Origin of the sequence: Paenibacillus sp. FSL L8-0470, assembly GCF_038008625.1 — a bacterium.
GTDB lineage: Bacteria > Bacillota > Bacilli > Paenibacillales > Paenibacillaceae > Paenibacillus_AQ.
In genome coordinates this window covers 6740858-6756209 of record NZ_JBBOZM010000001.1, presented here as the reverse complement: position 1 = coordinate 6756209, position 15352 = coordinate 6740858, and the positions used below count along the sequence as shown (strand labels likewise).

Below are 15352 nucleotides of genomic sequence, written 5' to 3'. Positions count from 1 at the left end.
TTTTTGTGCTTGCCGGACATCAATCCGTTTTCATAAGAAGAGGGATTGGGTATTTTAGCTTACGGGACACCGTAAGCTATAAAGTAGCTATCGCTGCAATGGAAGCATTTGAGCACTGCTGATTTTTAAAGACAATGAAGGAGGCGTTTAAAGGATGAACAAGAAGTGGATGATCGGTTCGTTAGCTCTCTCCCTGGGGCTGATGTCTGCGGGAAGCGGGGCACTGGCGGCTTCACTGCCGCTCCCGAATACGGGAGTAAAAAGCGTGGCCGCAGTGGCACCGGGCAAAGAGGGGCCGGTACTGATCAATAATTTGACAGTCAATAGCGTGGTTCCGCTGGTGGCCCATGCCAAAGCTTTGTATACGTATACGCATCGCGGAGGAAGTTCATATATGCCGGAGCTATTTCATTATAATGCTATGGAATACCGGTATCTTTCCAGTGATCTCGGAACGAAGCAGAAGCTGCTCAGTTACATAAAACGTGCGTATACCCACAAGGCCGCAGCTTATTATGTACAAAATCAATTTCTTGAGTATAAGGGGAGAATGGCGCAGGTGAATGCCGACATGGGCAATTCACTGCAATATGAGAAGGCCAAGGCCAGAATGGTTTCCAAAACCACAACCTCAGCAGTGTTCGAGCTTACTGTGCCTTATCCAGAGGGCCAGGGCCCGACAGAAAATGTAGTCGTCGAACTGAAAAAAGTGAACGGGTACTGGAGGATTGACACGTCACCGGACATTCTTTTCTAAGAGGCAGTGAGTGGGTTTGCTATTCGGGCTGAGGTAGATCTGAAGGGTAGACAACACCGGCGAACTTGCCGTTGCTTGTAATAATAATGCAATCATTTCTCATAGGCTCGGGGCGGTTCATTGCTTCAGTCCGCACGTTGGCCGGGGAGGCGGAGAGGTCTGCAATCAGCGGCTTGCGGTTCATCAGCTTGGTTATAGATTCTCTGTAGAAATGATCCATGCCCAAACGTCCGGTGGCTTTCAAAAAGAAGCGCTCGCACATCAGCAGGCCAACAGGTTCATTCACGGAATTGCAGACGACGATACATTTGGATTCCGGATGCTGAAACATCACACGCAGCGTTTCACGGCAGGTGCGCGAGGCGTAGACGGCAGGAGCGCTGCGGACGACGGAGGGAAGTCCGGATGCAAGTATTGTGCTCATAATAATTCATCCTTTCAGATGCTAGTTTACTGTCAGTGTAACGTCATATCATTAACAGCGGTGGCGCTGTAGATTATCAGAGTGTAAAATGGATATATACATTTGTGAAACTTATACTTATATTGCCCAAAAAGACGGTCAGAGCATCCGCTGCTGACCGTCTTTTTCGAATTTCCGGAATGCCCGCCAGTAAAGGGAAGGCTCACTGCTGTTGATTGCTGCGTACGCCATCCTCAACCAGTTGTTTTTTGGGCGATTCCGGCAGAGTGGATTTGCTCATGCCGCCGCGGTTGATGGCGATGACCCGTTTTTGCGCCGGGTACACATCGCGTGAGAGCTTTGTTTTCTCTACGGCCTTGCCGTCCTCATAGCGGGTAATATAGGTCTCAACCACATACCCGGTTTTGCCGTTATGCAGTACCCGTGTTCCGCCGGGAGGCAGCGAGGAGTCGCCTACATATTTATCGGTTGGCGGCAGCACCTCCACGGTCTGGGAGTGGACAGCATAGGTAACGTTCTTCGGGAACGTTCCGAACAGCTTTACAGTTAAGGTGCGCCCCTGTACCGCAGCTTTAATAATCAAGTATTTACCAGTGTTGTTGCGGAAGCGGAAATTGATGTAGCCCTGGGCGAAAGTTGCATCCTGTCCCTTGGGCAGATAGCTGACCGGCAGCGAATGATTGCGCCGCTCCACAATTTCCAGCCCCGAGCGGAGTGCTGCGTTGTAGAGGGTGCTGGAGACCTGGCAGATTCCACCGCCAGTACCGGGCTGCAGCTTTCCGTTCACAATGACCGGTGCTTCACGGAAGCCGTATTCAACCTGAGCTTTTTCAATCGCTTTACCGTAATCGAACACAGCGCCCGGCGGGAGCATTGTGCCGTTAACGGCTTTGGCGGCGGCTTCTACGTTAAAGGACCGCCCGGGTCCGCTTGTACCGAGTGAAGTGCTGAATTGGGTGATTTTCCGTTCAATCCCCTGGTCTTTCAAAGCCCTAAGTGTGACTGCAGGTTCCTGGACGGCCAACGGCACTTCAAGAGTGATCCCTTTACCCTGCAAAGAATCTACGGTACTGAGTGTGGTTGGCAGGGCTGCCTGGAGGGCAAGCTCCAGTCCGTGCCAATCCACCTCGTAGGAGGTCTTCTCTGGTGTATAGACTACCCGGTCATCTTCAGTAATCCGCCGCGTGGCGTCAACGGGAATGCCAAAAGACTCTCTTTCCCAGGCCGGGCTTAAGCTGTTCTGGAGCTGGCTGATCTCCAGATGGGCACCGAAGCTCCAGCTGCGGGGGAAACTCCGGCGGGCACGTACCCGGTCCAAGAGTTTTCCGTCTGTCAGCTCCTTCAGTCCCCGGAGGAAATGTTCCGCTTCGTAGGTCATTCCCGCTTGCTTCAGCGTGAGGGTCAACTCCGTATTACCCTCCGCCTTCAGGATAAGAGGGACCGCCTCCAGCGCCTCCAGCCGCGCATTTAATCCGTTGCGGACCTCGCCGATGTCCATTCCGCCGATGTTCCAGCCTGCCAAATGGGTGTCCTTCGGAATGGTTTTTTGGCTCCCATATAAATGAAGCGCTCCGGCGAAAAGAGAACCGGCAAGGATGAGCCCGGTCAGAGCGATAAGCGCAGCATGGATTTTTTTCATGAAAATTCTCCTTCTGGGGGCGGATTGGCGCTTGAAGCGGCGCGGGCCATAGTAACAATGCTATGTAGTAACAATGCTTAAAGAACGGTTTCTGCAACCGATATATATGTACAGGGGACAACAATCACGCTTTTATATATGTATATGTGCGGCTCCGGCAAAACTTTCGGGTACTCAATCGGTTACGGATTTGTTACAATAGATACGCCTGCGATAATAATGCAGTTTATGGAAGCTCCCGCTGTTTACTGTCGAAAGGCAGGAGCCGGAGCAATATGTCAGAATCGGGAAGTGATAAGATGATCGAAATGCAGGACGTATGGAAGACCTACCCGAACGGAACCCATGCCCTTCAAGGTGTATCCGTTAAGATCGATCGTAATGAATTTGTTTATATCGTCGGACCGTCCGGCGCAGGGAAATCAACGTTCATGAAATTAATTTATAGAGAAGAAACACCGACCAAAGGACAGATATCTGTAGGCGGGTTTAATATAGGTAAGCTTAAGCCGCGCAAGATCCCTTATGTCCGCCGTAATATCGGCGTTGTATTTCAGGATTTTCGCCTGCTGCCCAGGCTGACAGCATACGAGAATGTCGCTTTTGCTATGGAGGTTATTGAAGCACCGAAGAAGATCATTAAGAAGCGTGTCAATGAAGTGCTCGACCTGGTAGGTCTCCGCAGCAAAGCGGGCCGTGAGCCGTCGCAGCTGTCGGGCGGGGAGCAGCAGCGGATCGCGATTGCCCGGGCCATCGTCAACAATCCTTCTGTTATTATTGCGGACGAGCCCACCGGCAATCTGGATCCCGAGACCTCATGGGGAATTATGCAGCTTCTTGACGAGATTAATTTTCGCGGCACAACCATTGTCATGGCTACCCACAACAGAGATATAGTCAACAAAATGCGCAAGCGGGTGCTGGCTATAGAGAACGGTAACATTGTTCGAGACCAGGTGAGAGGGGAATACGGTTATGAGTTTTAAGACCTTCTTGCGGCATGTGCGGGAAGGCTTCAAAAACGTATTCCGCAACGGTTGGATGTCGGTGGCTTCCATCACGTCCATTGTCGTCTCTCTCTTCGTCCTAGGCGTATTTATATTGCTGGTGCTTAATGTTAATTCCGTAGCAGACAAGGCGGACAGCCAGGTGCAGATCAATGTGCATTTAGCGCTGAATACGGATCAGAAGATGCGTGAAACGGTGGAGAACGAAATCGGCAGCATGCCGGAAGTCAGCAAGGTTGAGTTCGTCTCCAAGGAGCAGGGGCTAAAGGAATTCCGCGAAGATATGGGCCCGGATGCCGCCGAGCTTTTGGAAGGTTTTGATGTAGACAATAATCCGCTGCCGGACAAGCTGCTGGTGGAAGTTATCGAACCAACAACCGTTCCTTTTGTCTCCGAAAAGATTGAAGCACTCAACAAGACCCATAAAGAGCAGCCAATCTTTAAAGTTAACTACGGCAAAGGATCGGTAGAGACGCTGTTCAAAGTAACGCGTGCAGTACGCAACATCGGCTTTATTTTTGTGGCAGGACTTGCGCTGATGTCGATGTTCCTGATCTCCAATACGATCCGGGTGACCATTCTTGCCCGCCGCAAGGAGATTGGCATTATGAAGCTGGTGGGTGCGACGAATTATTTTATCCGCTGGCCGTTCTTTATTGAAGGTGCGCTTATTGGCCTGATCGGATCACTGGTCACTTCAGGTGCTCTCTACGTTGGTTACAGCAGTCTGGTGTCTTCCGTACAGGGAGATCCGATGCTTGGGCTGAAACTTGTTCCCTTTGAGGATATTTGGTTGATGCTCTGCGGGCTGCTGGTTGGCCTGGGAGTGCTGATTGGTGTGTGGGGAAGTACCGTGTCGATCCGCAAGTTTTTGAAAGTATAAGTCTTCATTCAATACTACTGAAATTTCGAAATGATATATATTTGAGAATAAAGGATGGGGAGTGCGATTTGAAGAAGATTGCCGCCGGATTAGCCGCTGCACTGCTGGTTGTCACTTTAGTAGGACCCTCTGACGGATATGCCAAGAAGACAAGTGTCGCTGAAATTGACAAGCAATTGAAGAAGCTGCAGCAAGAGGTGCAGACGGCCAAGGCTGCACAGGAAAAAGCGGAATCACGCAATCAGGAAGCCCAGCACTATAAGAACAAGACAACGCTTAATCTCCAGCTTGTGCTGGAGCAAATAGATCAAGTGAAAGGCGAAATGAAGACCACCTCCGGCAAAATCGCCAGCACCGAAGAGTCGCTTAATGTTACCGCGGCCGAGCTGGATGAAGCAGAAGCGCGTGTAGCTTCCCGGGAGAAATTACTGGAATCTCGCGTTCGGCTGATGTATACAGATGGGGCGGTATCGTACCTTGATGTGCTGCTGTCTTCAAAGAGCTTTGCGGATTTTCTCGACCGGGCCGATTCGCTGAAGATGATTGTGGATCAGGATCAGGATTTGCTGGTGCAGCACAAATTGGACAAGCAGACCGTTATTGTGAAGAAGCAGGAGCTTGAAGGGCAATATGCCCAGGCCAAGCAGCTGTACACGAATCTTGAATCCCAGCGCAGCGTGCTTAAGGAAAGGGAAGCGCAGAGACAGGAACTTATCGCTTATTATGACAAGGAAATACAAGATACGGATGATATCAGTGAAGAGCAGAATGCTAAGCTAGTGCAGCTTGCCAGTGAACGTTCCGCTTTGGAAGTGCAGAAGGATAAGATTAAGGCTGAAGAAGCGGCACGCAGGGCAGCAGCAGCGAAAGCGGAGGCGGCCCGCAGAGCGGCGGCAGCGGCAGCTAGAGCGAAGGAGGCTGCGAACGCTAGCAGCTCCAGTTCCGATTCGAATTCCAGTTCGAGTTCTTCGGAATATGTTGGAGGCAGTGGTCCTTTCCTGATGCCGGTAGGCCAGGCGCGTATTTCTTCTCCTTTTGGTCCGCGTACCCATCCGGTTACGGGAGAGGTCGGTAAAATGCATACGGGTGTGGATTTTGCAGTTCCGCAGGGAACAAGCATCCATGCAGCGGATTCCGGCACCGTTATTATTGCAGAATGGTGGAGCGGTTACGGAAACTGTGTAATTATTGACCACGGCGGCGGTGTCTGGACACTGTATGGGCATATCCGTGAAGGCGGCATTAAAGTGAGAGCAGGCGAAAAGGTAGAACGAGGCCAAGTGATTGCTGAATCGGGATCGACAGGGCGTTCAACGGGGCCCCATCTGCATTTTGAAGTCCGGATTGATCAAAAAGCGGTTAATCCAATGCCTTATCTCTAATTTTTAGCACTAATAAATATAAATTCGTTATACGGCATATACTGGGAGAGATACCGTTCTTTCCTGGACGGACTAATGTGGGTTTTACGAGATGGACAAGAAGGGACGGTGGGAACGTTATGTTAAAGAAAAGCACAGCGGCCTTTATGATCGTCGCCGCCTTGCTGTGCGGCAGCCTGCTGACCTTGGGCGTAACCGGATATGTGCAAGTATTTGGACAAGCCGCAGGCGAAGGCCTGGCGGCGTCGGTGCGGCCGACCGGTGGCCTGGAGGACAAGGAGTCACAGAAGCTTGGAACCGCTCTGAGTTTGATTGAGGGCAATTATTACGAGACTGTGGACCGGGAAAAGCTGATAGATGGTGCGGTCAACGGTATGATGGAAGCCCTGGGCGACCCTTATTCCAACTATATGGGCAAGGAAACGGCAGAGAAGTTCGAGGAGAGTATCGAAGGCTCCTTCTCGGGAATCGGTGCGGAGGTTTCCTTGGACAACGGCAAGGTCGTGGTGGTGTCCCCGATTAAGGGCTCACCTGCCGAAAAAGCCGGAATTCAGGCCAAGGATGTTATCCTGTCGGTGAACGGAGAATCGCTGGAGGGGTTGGAGCTGAACGCGGCTGTAGCCAAGATACGCGGCCCGAAAGGCAGCGAAGCCACGCTGCAAATCCAGCGGGCAGGTTCTGCAGTGCCGCTGAAATTTGTAATTACCCGTGCTGACGTGAAGCTGGAGACTGTGTATGCGACCATGGAGAAGAACGGGGTGGGTGTTATCGAAGTGACCCAGTTCTCCATGAATACCGCCGAACGCTTCAAGACAGAGCTGGCTAATCTGGAGAAGCAGGGCATGAAGGGACTTGTCCTTGATGTCCGCAACGATCCCGGGGGTGTGCTGCAAAGAGTCATTGAGATGGCAGAGCAGTTCGTACCGTCCGGCAAAACGATTGTCCAGGTCGAGAATAAGGACAAAACGCGCGAGGTCAGTACCTCAAAGGGCTCAAGCAAGAAATACCCGGTAGTCGTGCTGATGAACAAAGGCAGCGCAAGCGCATCGGAGATTCTTGCCGGGGCATTGCAGCAATCGGCCGGGGCTAAGCTGATCGGTGAGAATTCATTCGGCAAGGGCACGGTGCAGACCAGTTTTGAAAAGGAGCTTGGCGATGGCAGTCTGCTCAAGATTACCATTGCCAAGTGGCTGACGCCGGATGGCACATGGATTCACGGCAAGGGAATTAAGCCGGATATCGCCGTAGCCCAGCCTGATTACTTCTCGGTGGCACCTATTAACAAAAGTGCCACACTGCAATTCAATATGAACAGTTCCGATGTGAAAAGCGCACAGACGATGCTGGAGGGTCTGGGCTACAAGCCGGGCCGCAAGGATGGATATTTTGACGCAGGCACGAAGGAAGCAGTCAAGAAATTCCAAAGCACGGCAAAGCTGAAAGCGACGGGTGTCATTGACGCCAAGACTGCAGAAGCTATGGAGCTGGCGCTGATCAAGGTTATTCAGGACCCGGTCAATGATAACCAGCGGAACAAGGCAATCGAAGAGATTCAGAAGGAAATCAAGGCAACAGCGTCGAAAAAGTAAGAAGGCTGAATTTAGCCTTCTTTTTTTCTATGACGGGTAGACGATAGTGGATTACACTGCAATAGGAGTCAAGCCAGGGAGATAAGGAGTGTGACGAACGCATTGAATGTGATGACGGAACTGCTTACAAGCTGGGGGAATGCGGTCATACATCTGCTTCTTCAGCCTTACTACTATATCGCACTAATATTTATAGCACTGTATTACCGCAGGCAGGTTGCACTGGAGCGGAAGCTGATTCATGTGAAGCAGCATAGCTGGGGGAAGGAAACATGGCGGACGATCTGGAGCGGGCTGGTCATGGGGCTGCTTGTCTCGCTTGCCGCGATCGCCCTGGGCATTTCACTGCCCGGGGCTGCGGTAGCTCTCATCTGGGTGGTCAGTCTGGTATTGATGTTGTTCCGTGTGCGTTTTTTATGCTTCGCCTATTCCATAGGCTTGCTGGGAGTTGCGCAATTTGTGCTTTCTTTCTTCCCGGATAGCCTGCAGAGCGGAGGCGTAAGCACCTTCGCCACGGCGCTGCGGGATATGGATATCCCGGCGCTGCTGGTGCTGGCCGCGTTGCTTCATCTCGCGGAGGCGCTGCTGGCGCGCTGGCAGGGCGCGCGCCTGGCAACCCCGCTCTTCCTGGCAGGGAAGCGCGGCAAGGTCGTCGGCGGCTATCAGCTGCAAGCCTTCTGGCCGCTGCCGTTGTTCCTGCTGATTCCCTCAGGCACGGGAATCGGCGACCTGCCCTGGCAGCCGCTGCTGGGCGGCGGCCTTGGGCTGGTCTCGCTGCCGGTGATCATCGGCTTCAGCGAGATGACCCAGAGCATGCTGCCCGGGCGCAAGGCGGCCCGCACGGCAGGACGGCTGCTGCTATACAGCATCGTCCTGCTGGGCATCAGCCTGCTTGCGGCCTGGTGGAGCCCGCTGACCGTGCTCGCGGCGCTCGCCGCTGTTCTGCTGCACGAAGGCTTAAGCTGGTACAGCGCTCTGGAGGAGCGCAGTACCAGTCCCATCTTCGTGCATCCCCCGGCCGGCCGCAAGGTGCTTGCCGTGCTGCCGGACAGCCCCGCGCAGGAGATGGGCATCCTGCCGGGCGAGATTCTGCTGAAGGTCAACGGGGTCCTGTTGACCGAAGCGGCGCAGCTGCATGAAGCGCTGCGCATGAACCCGGCGTTCTGCAAGCTGGAGGTAAAGAACCGGGAAGGCGAGAGCAAATATCTGCAGCGGGCAATATATGACGGCGACCATCACCAGCTCGGGATGATTTTGGTGCCGGAGCCGGATGAATTGCGTACTGCTGAGGCCAAACCTTCCAGCATCTTCAGCATCATCGGGATGAAGACCGGAACCCGTCGCCGCAGCCTTCCGGCAGATGGACTCAAGCGGACCCAACCTGCCGGTGCTGAACCCAAACAGGAAAACGCCGGAGGCTGATCCTGCTGCAGTATTCGTAAGTGGATTCCATCCACACACATCAACTAAACCAATAAAAGGCCTGCATTCCCGCTAACTGCGGGAGGCAGGCCTTTTTCTAACTGAGTGAATCTATGTATTCCAATCCGTAGAGAAACCGGGAGCGCCTTTCTGTCCGTGAACTACTTCCCCGTTCCACAACCGTTCTCTTTAACGTAATTCCGGCTGGCCATCACTTCTCCTGCTGGTTTTTCAAATAGAATATCGCAATCTGTGTCCGGTCACGCAGTCCGAGCTTACTGAGAATATCGGTAATGTAGTTTTTTACGGTACCTTCACTCAAGTACAGCTTGGCGGCAATTTCTTTATTGGTAAGACCTTCGGCAATGGAAGCGACGACGGCCAGCTCTGCTTTGGTTAAGCCGAAGGATTCCAGCGGCTGGCCCTGTGCGGACACTGTACGTGAGGCGGGCTGCAGAAAGCCGGCCATTTTGCGTGCGATGTCGGGATGGATCAGCATGTTGCCTTCATGCACCGTCTTAATGCCCTGGATGATGCGGTCCGGCGGGATGTTCTTGAGCAGATAGCCGCTGGCGCCGTTACGGAGTGCCTCAATGATATATTCATCATCATCAAAGGTGGTCAGCATGAGCACGGAGATATTGGGATAAGTCTCCTTGACGAGACGGGTGCCCTCCACGCCGGAGCAATTCGGCATTCGGATATCCATTAATACCACATCTGTTTGCGGCAGCGACTGCAGCAAGGCTAATACTTCATTGCCATCGCCTGCTGCACCAACAACCGCAATGTCGGGGTCCAGTCCTACCAGCACTTTTAGGCTTTCACGGATAAAAGAGTCATCGTCAACAATTACTACATTAATCATAGCGGGAAAACTCCTTATCTCTAATTTATGATCACTTGCTGCACCTACGGTTCTTCATGCAACGTTACCTAATCTCCGCCTGCCTATAAACCGGCAGACGGGTAATTGCGGTGAATTGCGGCTCCGTACGCAGCTCCAGTGTTCCGCCGATCAGGTTTGTCCGCTCGGTCATGCCTTTCAGGCCCATGCCGCCGCTGCCCTGCATTCTTCGCAGCTGGTCGCCTTCGGGCACTTTGCCGTTGTTGCCAACCTCCATCACAACCTCTTGCTCACTATAGGACAGTGTGATCCATACTGCCGCTGCTTTTCCGTGCCTTAGGGCGTTTGTGATGGCCTCCTGGGCATTTCTATAAAGTACGACCTGGGTACTTGGATACAGCGGATAAGGATACCCATGTATGGAATACGTGGTTTCAATCCCTGTATCCCGCCCGGTTTCTTCCAGCAGGCGGTCCAGGGCATAAGCCCCTTCAAGCTGTGGCGCAACATTAATCCGTCTTACGGCAGCTCGCATATCGTCCATGCTTGCCGCGAGCTGATCGCGGATCTGGTCCATCATCTTCATTCCGGATTCAGGAGCAGCCGGCAAGGTATGAATGGCAGCTTCAACCATCATTTTGACCCGGATCAGCCTGTGGCCGATATCATCATGAAGCTGGCGGGAAATCCGTACCCGTTCCTCCGATTGTGCGGCATTCTCTACCTGAGAGGTGAACTGCAGCAGCCGGCTACGGGCTTCTTCCAGCTCAAAATGCTTGCGGCGCAGCTCATCATAGAGAAACTGCGTTTCCTCGCGGCCGCGGCCGGTCCGCAGGAGCAGTACATTGAGAAAAACAGCCAGCAGGAAGGTAAGATTCATCACTCCCCATTCGGCAGGTGTTGATTGACTGAAGGCGATATTCAGGACAGCCAGATGAACGTAGGTGAACACGACAGATACCGCCTTTGACTGTTGCCGTGAATAATGCAGCAGCGCCGAGATGGCCGGGAATATCATCAGCGTACCGTACTGGCGGCATAGCCAGGCCGTGAAGAGCAGTTCTATGCAGGACAGCAGCGGCAGTGATTTCGGCAGCCGGTACTCAAGCGTCACCACAAGCAGCAGCAGCAGGAAATGCAGGGTGAATAATTCATAGTCGGCATAGTCGTAGACATATATAGTGATCACCGCAGGGAGCAGAATGAGGCCGCAACGCAAAGAGTTCAGTTCTCTAATCAATAGAAGTCATCCTTTTTTCAATGGAATGCCCGAATCTATCATTCTATTTGTTCTTATGTTCATCTTAGCATATTCCCCGGCCATTTCAGGAGATGACTTTAGTCACCCCAGAAGATGACCTTTCGTACCTTCGGTGATGTTGTTGGCGCGTTACAATAAGAGCATAGAGATTGAGGAACAGGGGAGATGAAGAGATGACACTTGCGGTACTCAGTAATGTAGTGAAACGGTACGACCAGAAATTAACGGTAGATCATGTGAATCTGAGCATCGAGGAAGGCGAAATTTTCGGTTTGCTCGGCCCAAACGGCGCCGGGAAAAGCACAACCATCAGTATGATTTGCGGCTTGCTGAAGCCTGACGGCGGCGAGATTATCATCGACGGGCTGTCGGTGGCAGCAGCTCCGCTAGAGGTGAAAAAAAGAATAGGTCTGGTTCCGCAGGAACTGGCCTTGTATGAAACGATGACGGCTGAGGAAAATGTGAGATTTTTTGGCAAGCTGTATGGCCTGCGCGGCAAGCTGCTGAAAGAACGGGTGGAAGAGGCGCTGGAATTCACCGGACTAAGCGACCGGACGAAGGATAAACCGGCCACCTTCTCCGGGGGAATGAAACGGCGGCTGAACATTGCCTGCGCGATTATGCACCGCCCGAAGCTGATCATTATGGATGAGCCTACGGTAGGTATTGATCCCCAATCGCGGAATCATATCCTCGAGTCGGTCAAGACGCTGAACAAGCTGGGGTCGACCATCATTTACACCAGCCATTACATGGAGGAAGTCGAAGCGATTTGCGACCGTGTAGCAATCATGGATAAAGGTCATGTTATTGCCTGCGGCACAGAGAAAGAACTGCGGGAGAAGGTTGCCCATGAAGAAAAAATTGTCATCAAGGCTGTCAATATCTCGGCTGCCCTGATTAAAGAGCTTAGTCTTCACCCGAGGATTAACCGCGTCAAGGAAGTGGAGCAGGCGGTGGAGCTGTACCTTCCATCCTCACAGAGCGAGCTTCAGGACATTTTGTTTATCTTTTCCAAGCATGAGGGGGTCATTGTCTCCCTGCATATCGAAGAGCCGGATCTGGAGACGCTGTTTCTGAGCCTGACCGGACGGACCTTGCGCGATTAAAGGAGGGGGAACCTGAAATGAACATTTTGATAATTGCGGTGTACGAACTGCGCAGGCTGACCCGTTCACGGTGGGTGCTGATGACTTTGTTCCTGCTGCCGCTGGTGCTGATCTTCCTGCTTGGCGCGTCGCTCTCCGGGGTAGTAGGAGACAAAGAGGCTGAAACTATCGACCCGGTGAAGGTAGCTGTAGTGAATGCCGGGGGGACAGGAAGCTCCAAGATGATCAAGACTTTTCTGGATTCAGCCCAAGTTAAGGATTATATTATTCCCCAAGAGGCCAAAACCAGGCAGGAAGCAGAGAGCGGGCTGCGGTCCGGGATCTACGGCTATGCGGTGATTGTGCCGAAAGAATTTGACAGTGGAGTACAGAGCGGGGGAAAGGCTGAACTGGAGTTCATTCTTGGTAATGACCGGATGGATAACACCGTTGCTGGAACAGCCTTTGACAATTTTCTCAGCATCATGAATTACAAGCAGGCCGCAGCCATGACCCTAGGACCGGAAGCTGTTGGCGCCGGAGCTGATTCCCACCAAGAAGGGACAGCCGTAAAACTTGGCGATTTGAGTAATGGAGGAAGAACTTACACAGCCTCGCAATTTTATGCAGCCTCAATGCTGTTGATGTTTCTGCTGTATAGCGGCCTTACGGTGACTCATTCGCTGTTCAGCGAGAAGGACAATCACACGCTTTATAGAATCAACTCCATGCCGGTTAAAGGGTCGGATTTGTTTATAGGAAAAATGCTGGGCATTGCGATTGTCACCATGCTTCAATGTGCGGCCATCATTCTGTTGTCTCATTGGCTGTTCGGTGTGTATTGGGGCAATCGTCCGGGTCTGCTGGCGCTGTTCTGCCTGCTGATGATCCTCGCTTCCCTGACCTTTTCTGTAATTGCGTGCATGTTCAGCAAAAAAGAGACGGAAGCCACGAGTATCATCAATGTCATTACAGTAGGGATGACCTTTCTTAGCGGCGGCATGGCTCCGCTTCCTGATTCGTGGGTGAACAGTATTGGAGCGTTTACGCTAAATCATTGGACGCTGCAAGCCGTAATCCGAATGATGCTGCACTCAGATCTAGAGCAGATTCTGCCTAATTTATGGATGATGCTGCTGATCTGCCTGATTTTGTTCTGTGCGGCAATTCTCTCATACCGGAAGGTGGGATACCATGAATAACATATTTACGATTGGCTGGAATATGGTCAAGCGAACGATAGGTTCCCGCAAAGGGCTGCTGCTGTATATCCTGTTACCCTCTCTAGTGGTAGCTGGTATTGTCTCCGTTACCGGCGGCATGGAAGATAGCAAGGCGGTTCTGCTGTATACCAACAAGGATACTGGAGCAGCCGGGAATCATCTGATTGTTGAACTGGAGAATAGCGGGGATTACAAGCTTATCGAGCGCAGCGATGAGGCTGATTTGAAGGAAGGTGTCACCTCGCAGGACGGTGCGGCCGGATTGTGGATTCCGGAGGGCTTTACCTCGGGAATTCTGCAGGGGAAAGCGCAGCAGCTTACCGTATATGAGCTGAAGACGACAGAGGATTCTATACTAATCAAGATGAAAACCGATGCTATCGCTGTAGAAATGCTGTCAACCGCAGCTACGGTGAGAAAGGCTTCTGCAACCGGGAGTACGGATTCGGAGGAGAGATTCACCGCGATTCTGAAGCAGGCGGAAGAGCATAATGTAGGCAGTATCCGAACCGATTATAATCTGTACCCGCGGCAGACACTGGGTGTTATTACAGGTATGACACTGATGTTTCTGATGAGCCTCGTGACCAGCAGCGTGTCGCTGATTATGGCAGACCGCAGGGGGCGGACAATGATGCGGATGTTCAGCGCACCGGTACGCTCCTATGAAATTGCGCTCGGCAATTTCCTCGGCAGCTCTATGGTAGGACTGATCCAGATCGCTGTTGTGCTATCGCTGGGTAAGTGGGTGCTCCGTTATGACTATGAGGTGCCGATGTATTTGTACTTTCTGGTCCTCGCTGCATTCATGCTCGTATCCATGGGAATCGCCGGGACGGTGGCAGGTCTGATCCGCAATCCGAACAATACCGGGACGCTGAATTCGCTGATCCTTACACCGACCTGCATGCTGGGCGGCTGCTTCTGGCCGCTGTCCATCATGCCGGATTACATGCAGAAGGCGGCTAATTTCATGCCGCAGAAATGGGCGATTCAAGCGGTGGACATTGCCGCAGCCGGTGGAGGCTGGGATGAGCTATGGCTGCCCTTTGCCATTCTGGGCCTGATGGCCGTTATTCTGCTGGCCATCGGCTCCGCGATTCTTCGCCCTAATGAAGCGGGAATCAAAGCGTAGGAAGAATGAACTGTAACACAAAGCCTTTATTTCTCACAGCAGCAGAAGAGGACTGCTGCTGGCGGGGGATAAAGGCTCTTCGTTCTAAATAATCCTTTGATTACCCAATATTCCCCATAAAAAGAGTTGCTAAAGTTATGATGGAAGCGGTATCATTAAATATTGCGAAGCATGTTTTATCCGTAGTTCACTCAATGAAGTAATGCTAACAAAACTTAAGTGTATGCTTTCCAAGTGAGTTTTGTACGAAGTGGATTCAACGAAGTAATGCTAACAAAACATTTAGGAGGTCGGGAAGATGAGCAGTAACAAGTTGGCTTGGACCTGGAAGGTGAAGGAAGAGGACCTGGAGGAATATGTGCAGATGCACCTGAACCCTTGGCCGGAAATCCTTGAGGAGCACAGCAAAGCAGGAATCAGCAATTATTCGATCTTTCAGAACGGTAATCAGTTCTTCTACTGCTTCGAATGTGAAGACAAAGAGGCGGCTTTTGCCTACATTGCCCAGAGCGATGCCTGCAACCGGTGGAACGCCATTACCTCTAAAATGGTTGAGGGCTCCTTTGATTTTAACGAAGCAACACCGATGGAACCGCTCCGCGAGGTATTTTATTTGAAATAGTACGGTTGCTCATATAAACAATTTGTTGATCAACCGAACATTTGTTTGAATTTGAAGAAGCCTGTCCATATGG

Annotated in this window: 14 protein-coding genes; 10 read left to right on the top strand and 4 right to left on the bottom strand. The window is 52.0% G+C overall.

Annotation, left to right across the window (positions count from 1 at the left end; translation table 11 throughout):
- Positions 1–154 precede the first annotated feature (154 nt).
- The gene (locus NST99_RS30850) at positions 155–757 is read left to right on the top strand and encodes a DL-endopeptidase inhibitor IseA family protein (protein WP_341096737.1); all 603 of its coding nucleotides are present in this window, start codon (positions 155–157) and stop codon (positions 755–757) included.
- Between the two features lie 19 nt (positions 758–776).
- Here the strand turns inward: NST99_RS30850 and NST99_RS30845 are convergent, their stop codons facing one another.
- Positions 777–1181 (bottom strand): hypothetical protein, encoded by a 405-nt coding sequence (locus NST99_RS30845; RefSeq protein ID WP_341096736.1) that lies wholly within the window; start codon positions 1179–1181, stop codon positions 777–779.
- Positions 1182–1383: 202 nt separating this feature from the next.
- Positions 1384–2820: a VanW family protein gene (locus NST99_RS30840; protein ID WP_341096735.1), complete on the bottom strand. Its 1437-nt coding sequence runs from the start codon at positions 2818–2820 to the stop codon at positions 1384–1386.
- A 299-nt stretch (positions 2821–3119) separates the two neighbouring features.
- Between NST99_RS30840 and ftsE the strand changes: the two genes are divergently transcribed.
- The 5 genes from ftsE to NST99_RS30815 all read left to right on the top strand — a co-directional run bounded on the left by ftsE (position 3120) and on the right by NST99_RS30815 (position 9103).
- The gene (gene ftsE, locus NST99_RS30835; protein ID WP_038600957.1) at positions 3120–3806 is read left to right on the top strand and encodes a cell division ATP-binding protein FtsE; all 687 of its coding nucleotides are present in this window, start codon (positions 3120–3122) and stop codon (positions 3804–3806) included.
- The gene (ftsX, locus tag NST99_RS30830; RefSeq protein ID WP_341096733.1) at positions 3796–4710 is read left to right on the top strand and encodes a permease-like cell division protein FtsX; all 915 of its coding nucleotides are present in this window, start codon (positions 3796–3798) and stop codon (positions 4708–4710) included. Before ftsE ends, ftsX begins: the two co-directional genes overlap by 11 nt.
- Before the next feature lie 68 nt (positions 4711–4778).
- Entirely contained in the window at positions 4779–6092 is a 1314-nt protein-coding gene (locus NST99_RS30825) for a murein hydrolase activator EnvC family protein (protein ID WP_341096732.1), read from the top strand.
- A 119-nt stretch (positions 6093–6211) separates the two neighbouring features.
- The gene (locus tag NST99_RS30820) at positions 6212–7681 is read left to right on the top strand and encodes a S41 family peptidase (protein WP_341096730.1); all 1470 of its coding nucleotides are present in this window, start codon (positions 6212–6214) and stop codon (positions 7679–7681) included.
- Positions 7682–7792: 111 nt separating this feature from the next.
- Positions 7793–9103, top strand: coding sequence for a PDZ domain-containing protein (locus tag NST99_RS30815; protein ID WP_341097801.1), 1311 nt, complete (start codon positions 7793–7795; stop codon positions 9101–9103).
- 211 nt (positions 9104–9314) lie between these two features.
- Here NST99_RS30815 and NST99_RS30810 read toward each other — a convergent pair whose 3' ends face one another.
- Both NST99_RS30810 and NST99_RS30805 read right to left on the bottom strand, forming a co-directional pair.
- Positions 9315–9971, bottom strand: a complete 657-nt coding sequence (locus tag NST99_RS30810; protein ID WP_341096728.1) for a response regulator transcription factor — start codon at positions 9969–9971, stop codon at positions 9315–9317.
- Between the two features lie 64 nt (positions 9972–10035).
- Positions 10036–11190, bottom strand: a complete 1155-nt coding sequence (locus tag NST99_RS30805) for a sensor histidine kinase (RefSeq protein ID WP_341096727.1) — start codon at positions 11188–11190, stop codon at positions 10036–10038.
- Between the two features lie 194 nt (positions 11191–11384).
- On the opposite strand from NST99_RS30805, the gene NST99_RS30800 reads away from it, so the two are divergent.
- From NST99_RS30800 to NST99_RS30785, 4 genes are all read left to right on the top strand, one after another.
- Positions 11385–12320, top strand: coding sequence for an ABC transporter ATP-binding protein (locus NST99_RS30800; protein ID WP_341096725.1), 936 nt, complete (start codon positions 11385–11387; stop codon positions 12318–12320).
- A 17-nt stretch (positions 12321–12337) separates the two neighbouring features.
- Positions 12338–13501 carry an ABC transporter permease gene (locus NST99_RS30795; RefSeq protein WP_341096723.1) on the top strand — a complete coding sequence of 388 codons (1164 nt, stop codon included), beginning with the start codon at positions 12338–12340 and terminating at the stop codon, positions 13499–13501.
- The gene (locus NST99_RS30790; RefSeq protein WP_341096721.1) at positions 13494–14657 is read left to right on the top strand and encodes an ABC transporter permease; all 1164 of its coding nucleotides are present in this window, start codon (positions 13494–13496) and stop codon (positions 14655–14657) included. Before NST99_RS30795 ends, NST99_RS30790 begins: the two co-directional genes overlap by 8 nt.
- A gap of 298 nt (positions 14658–14955) precedes the next feature.
- Positions 14956–15279: an L-rhamnose mutarotase gene (locus NST99_RS30785; protein ID WP_341096720.1), complete on the top strand. Its 324-nt coding sequence runs from the start codon at positions 14956–14958 to the stop codon at positions 15277–15279.
- The last annotated feature ends 73 nt before the right edge of the window (positions 15280–15352 follow it).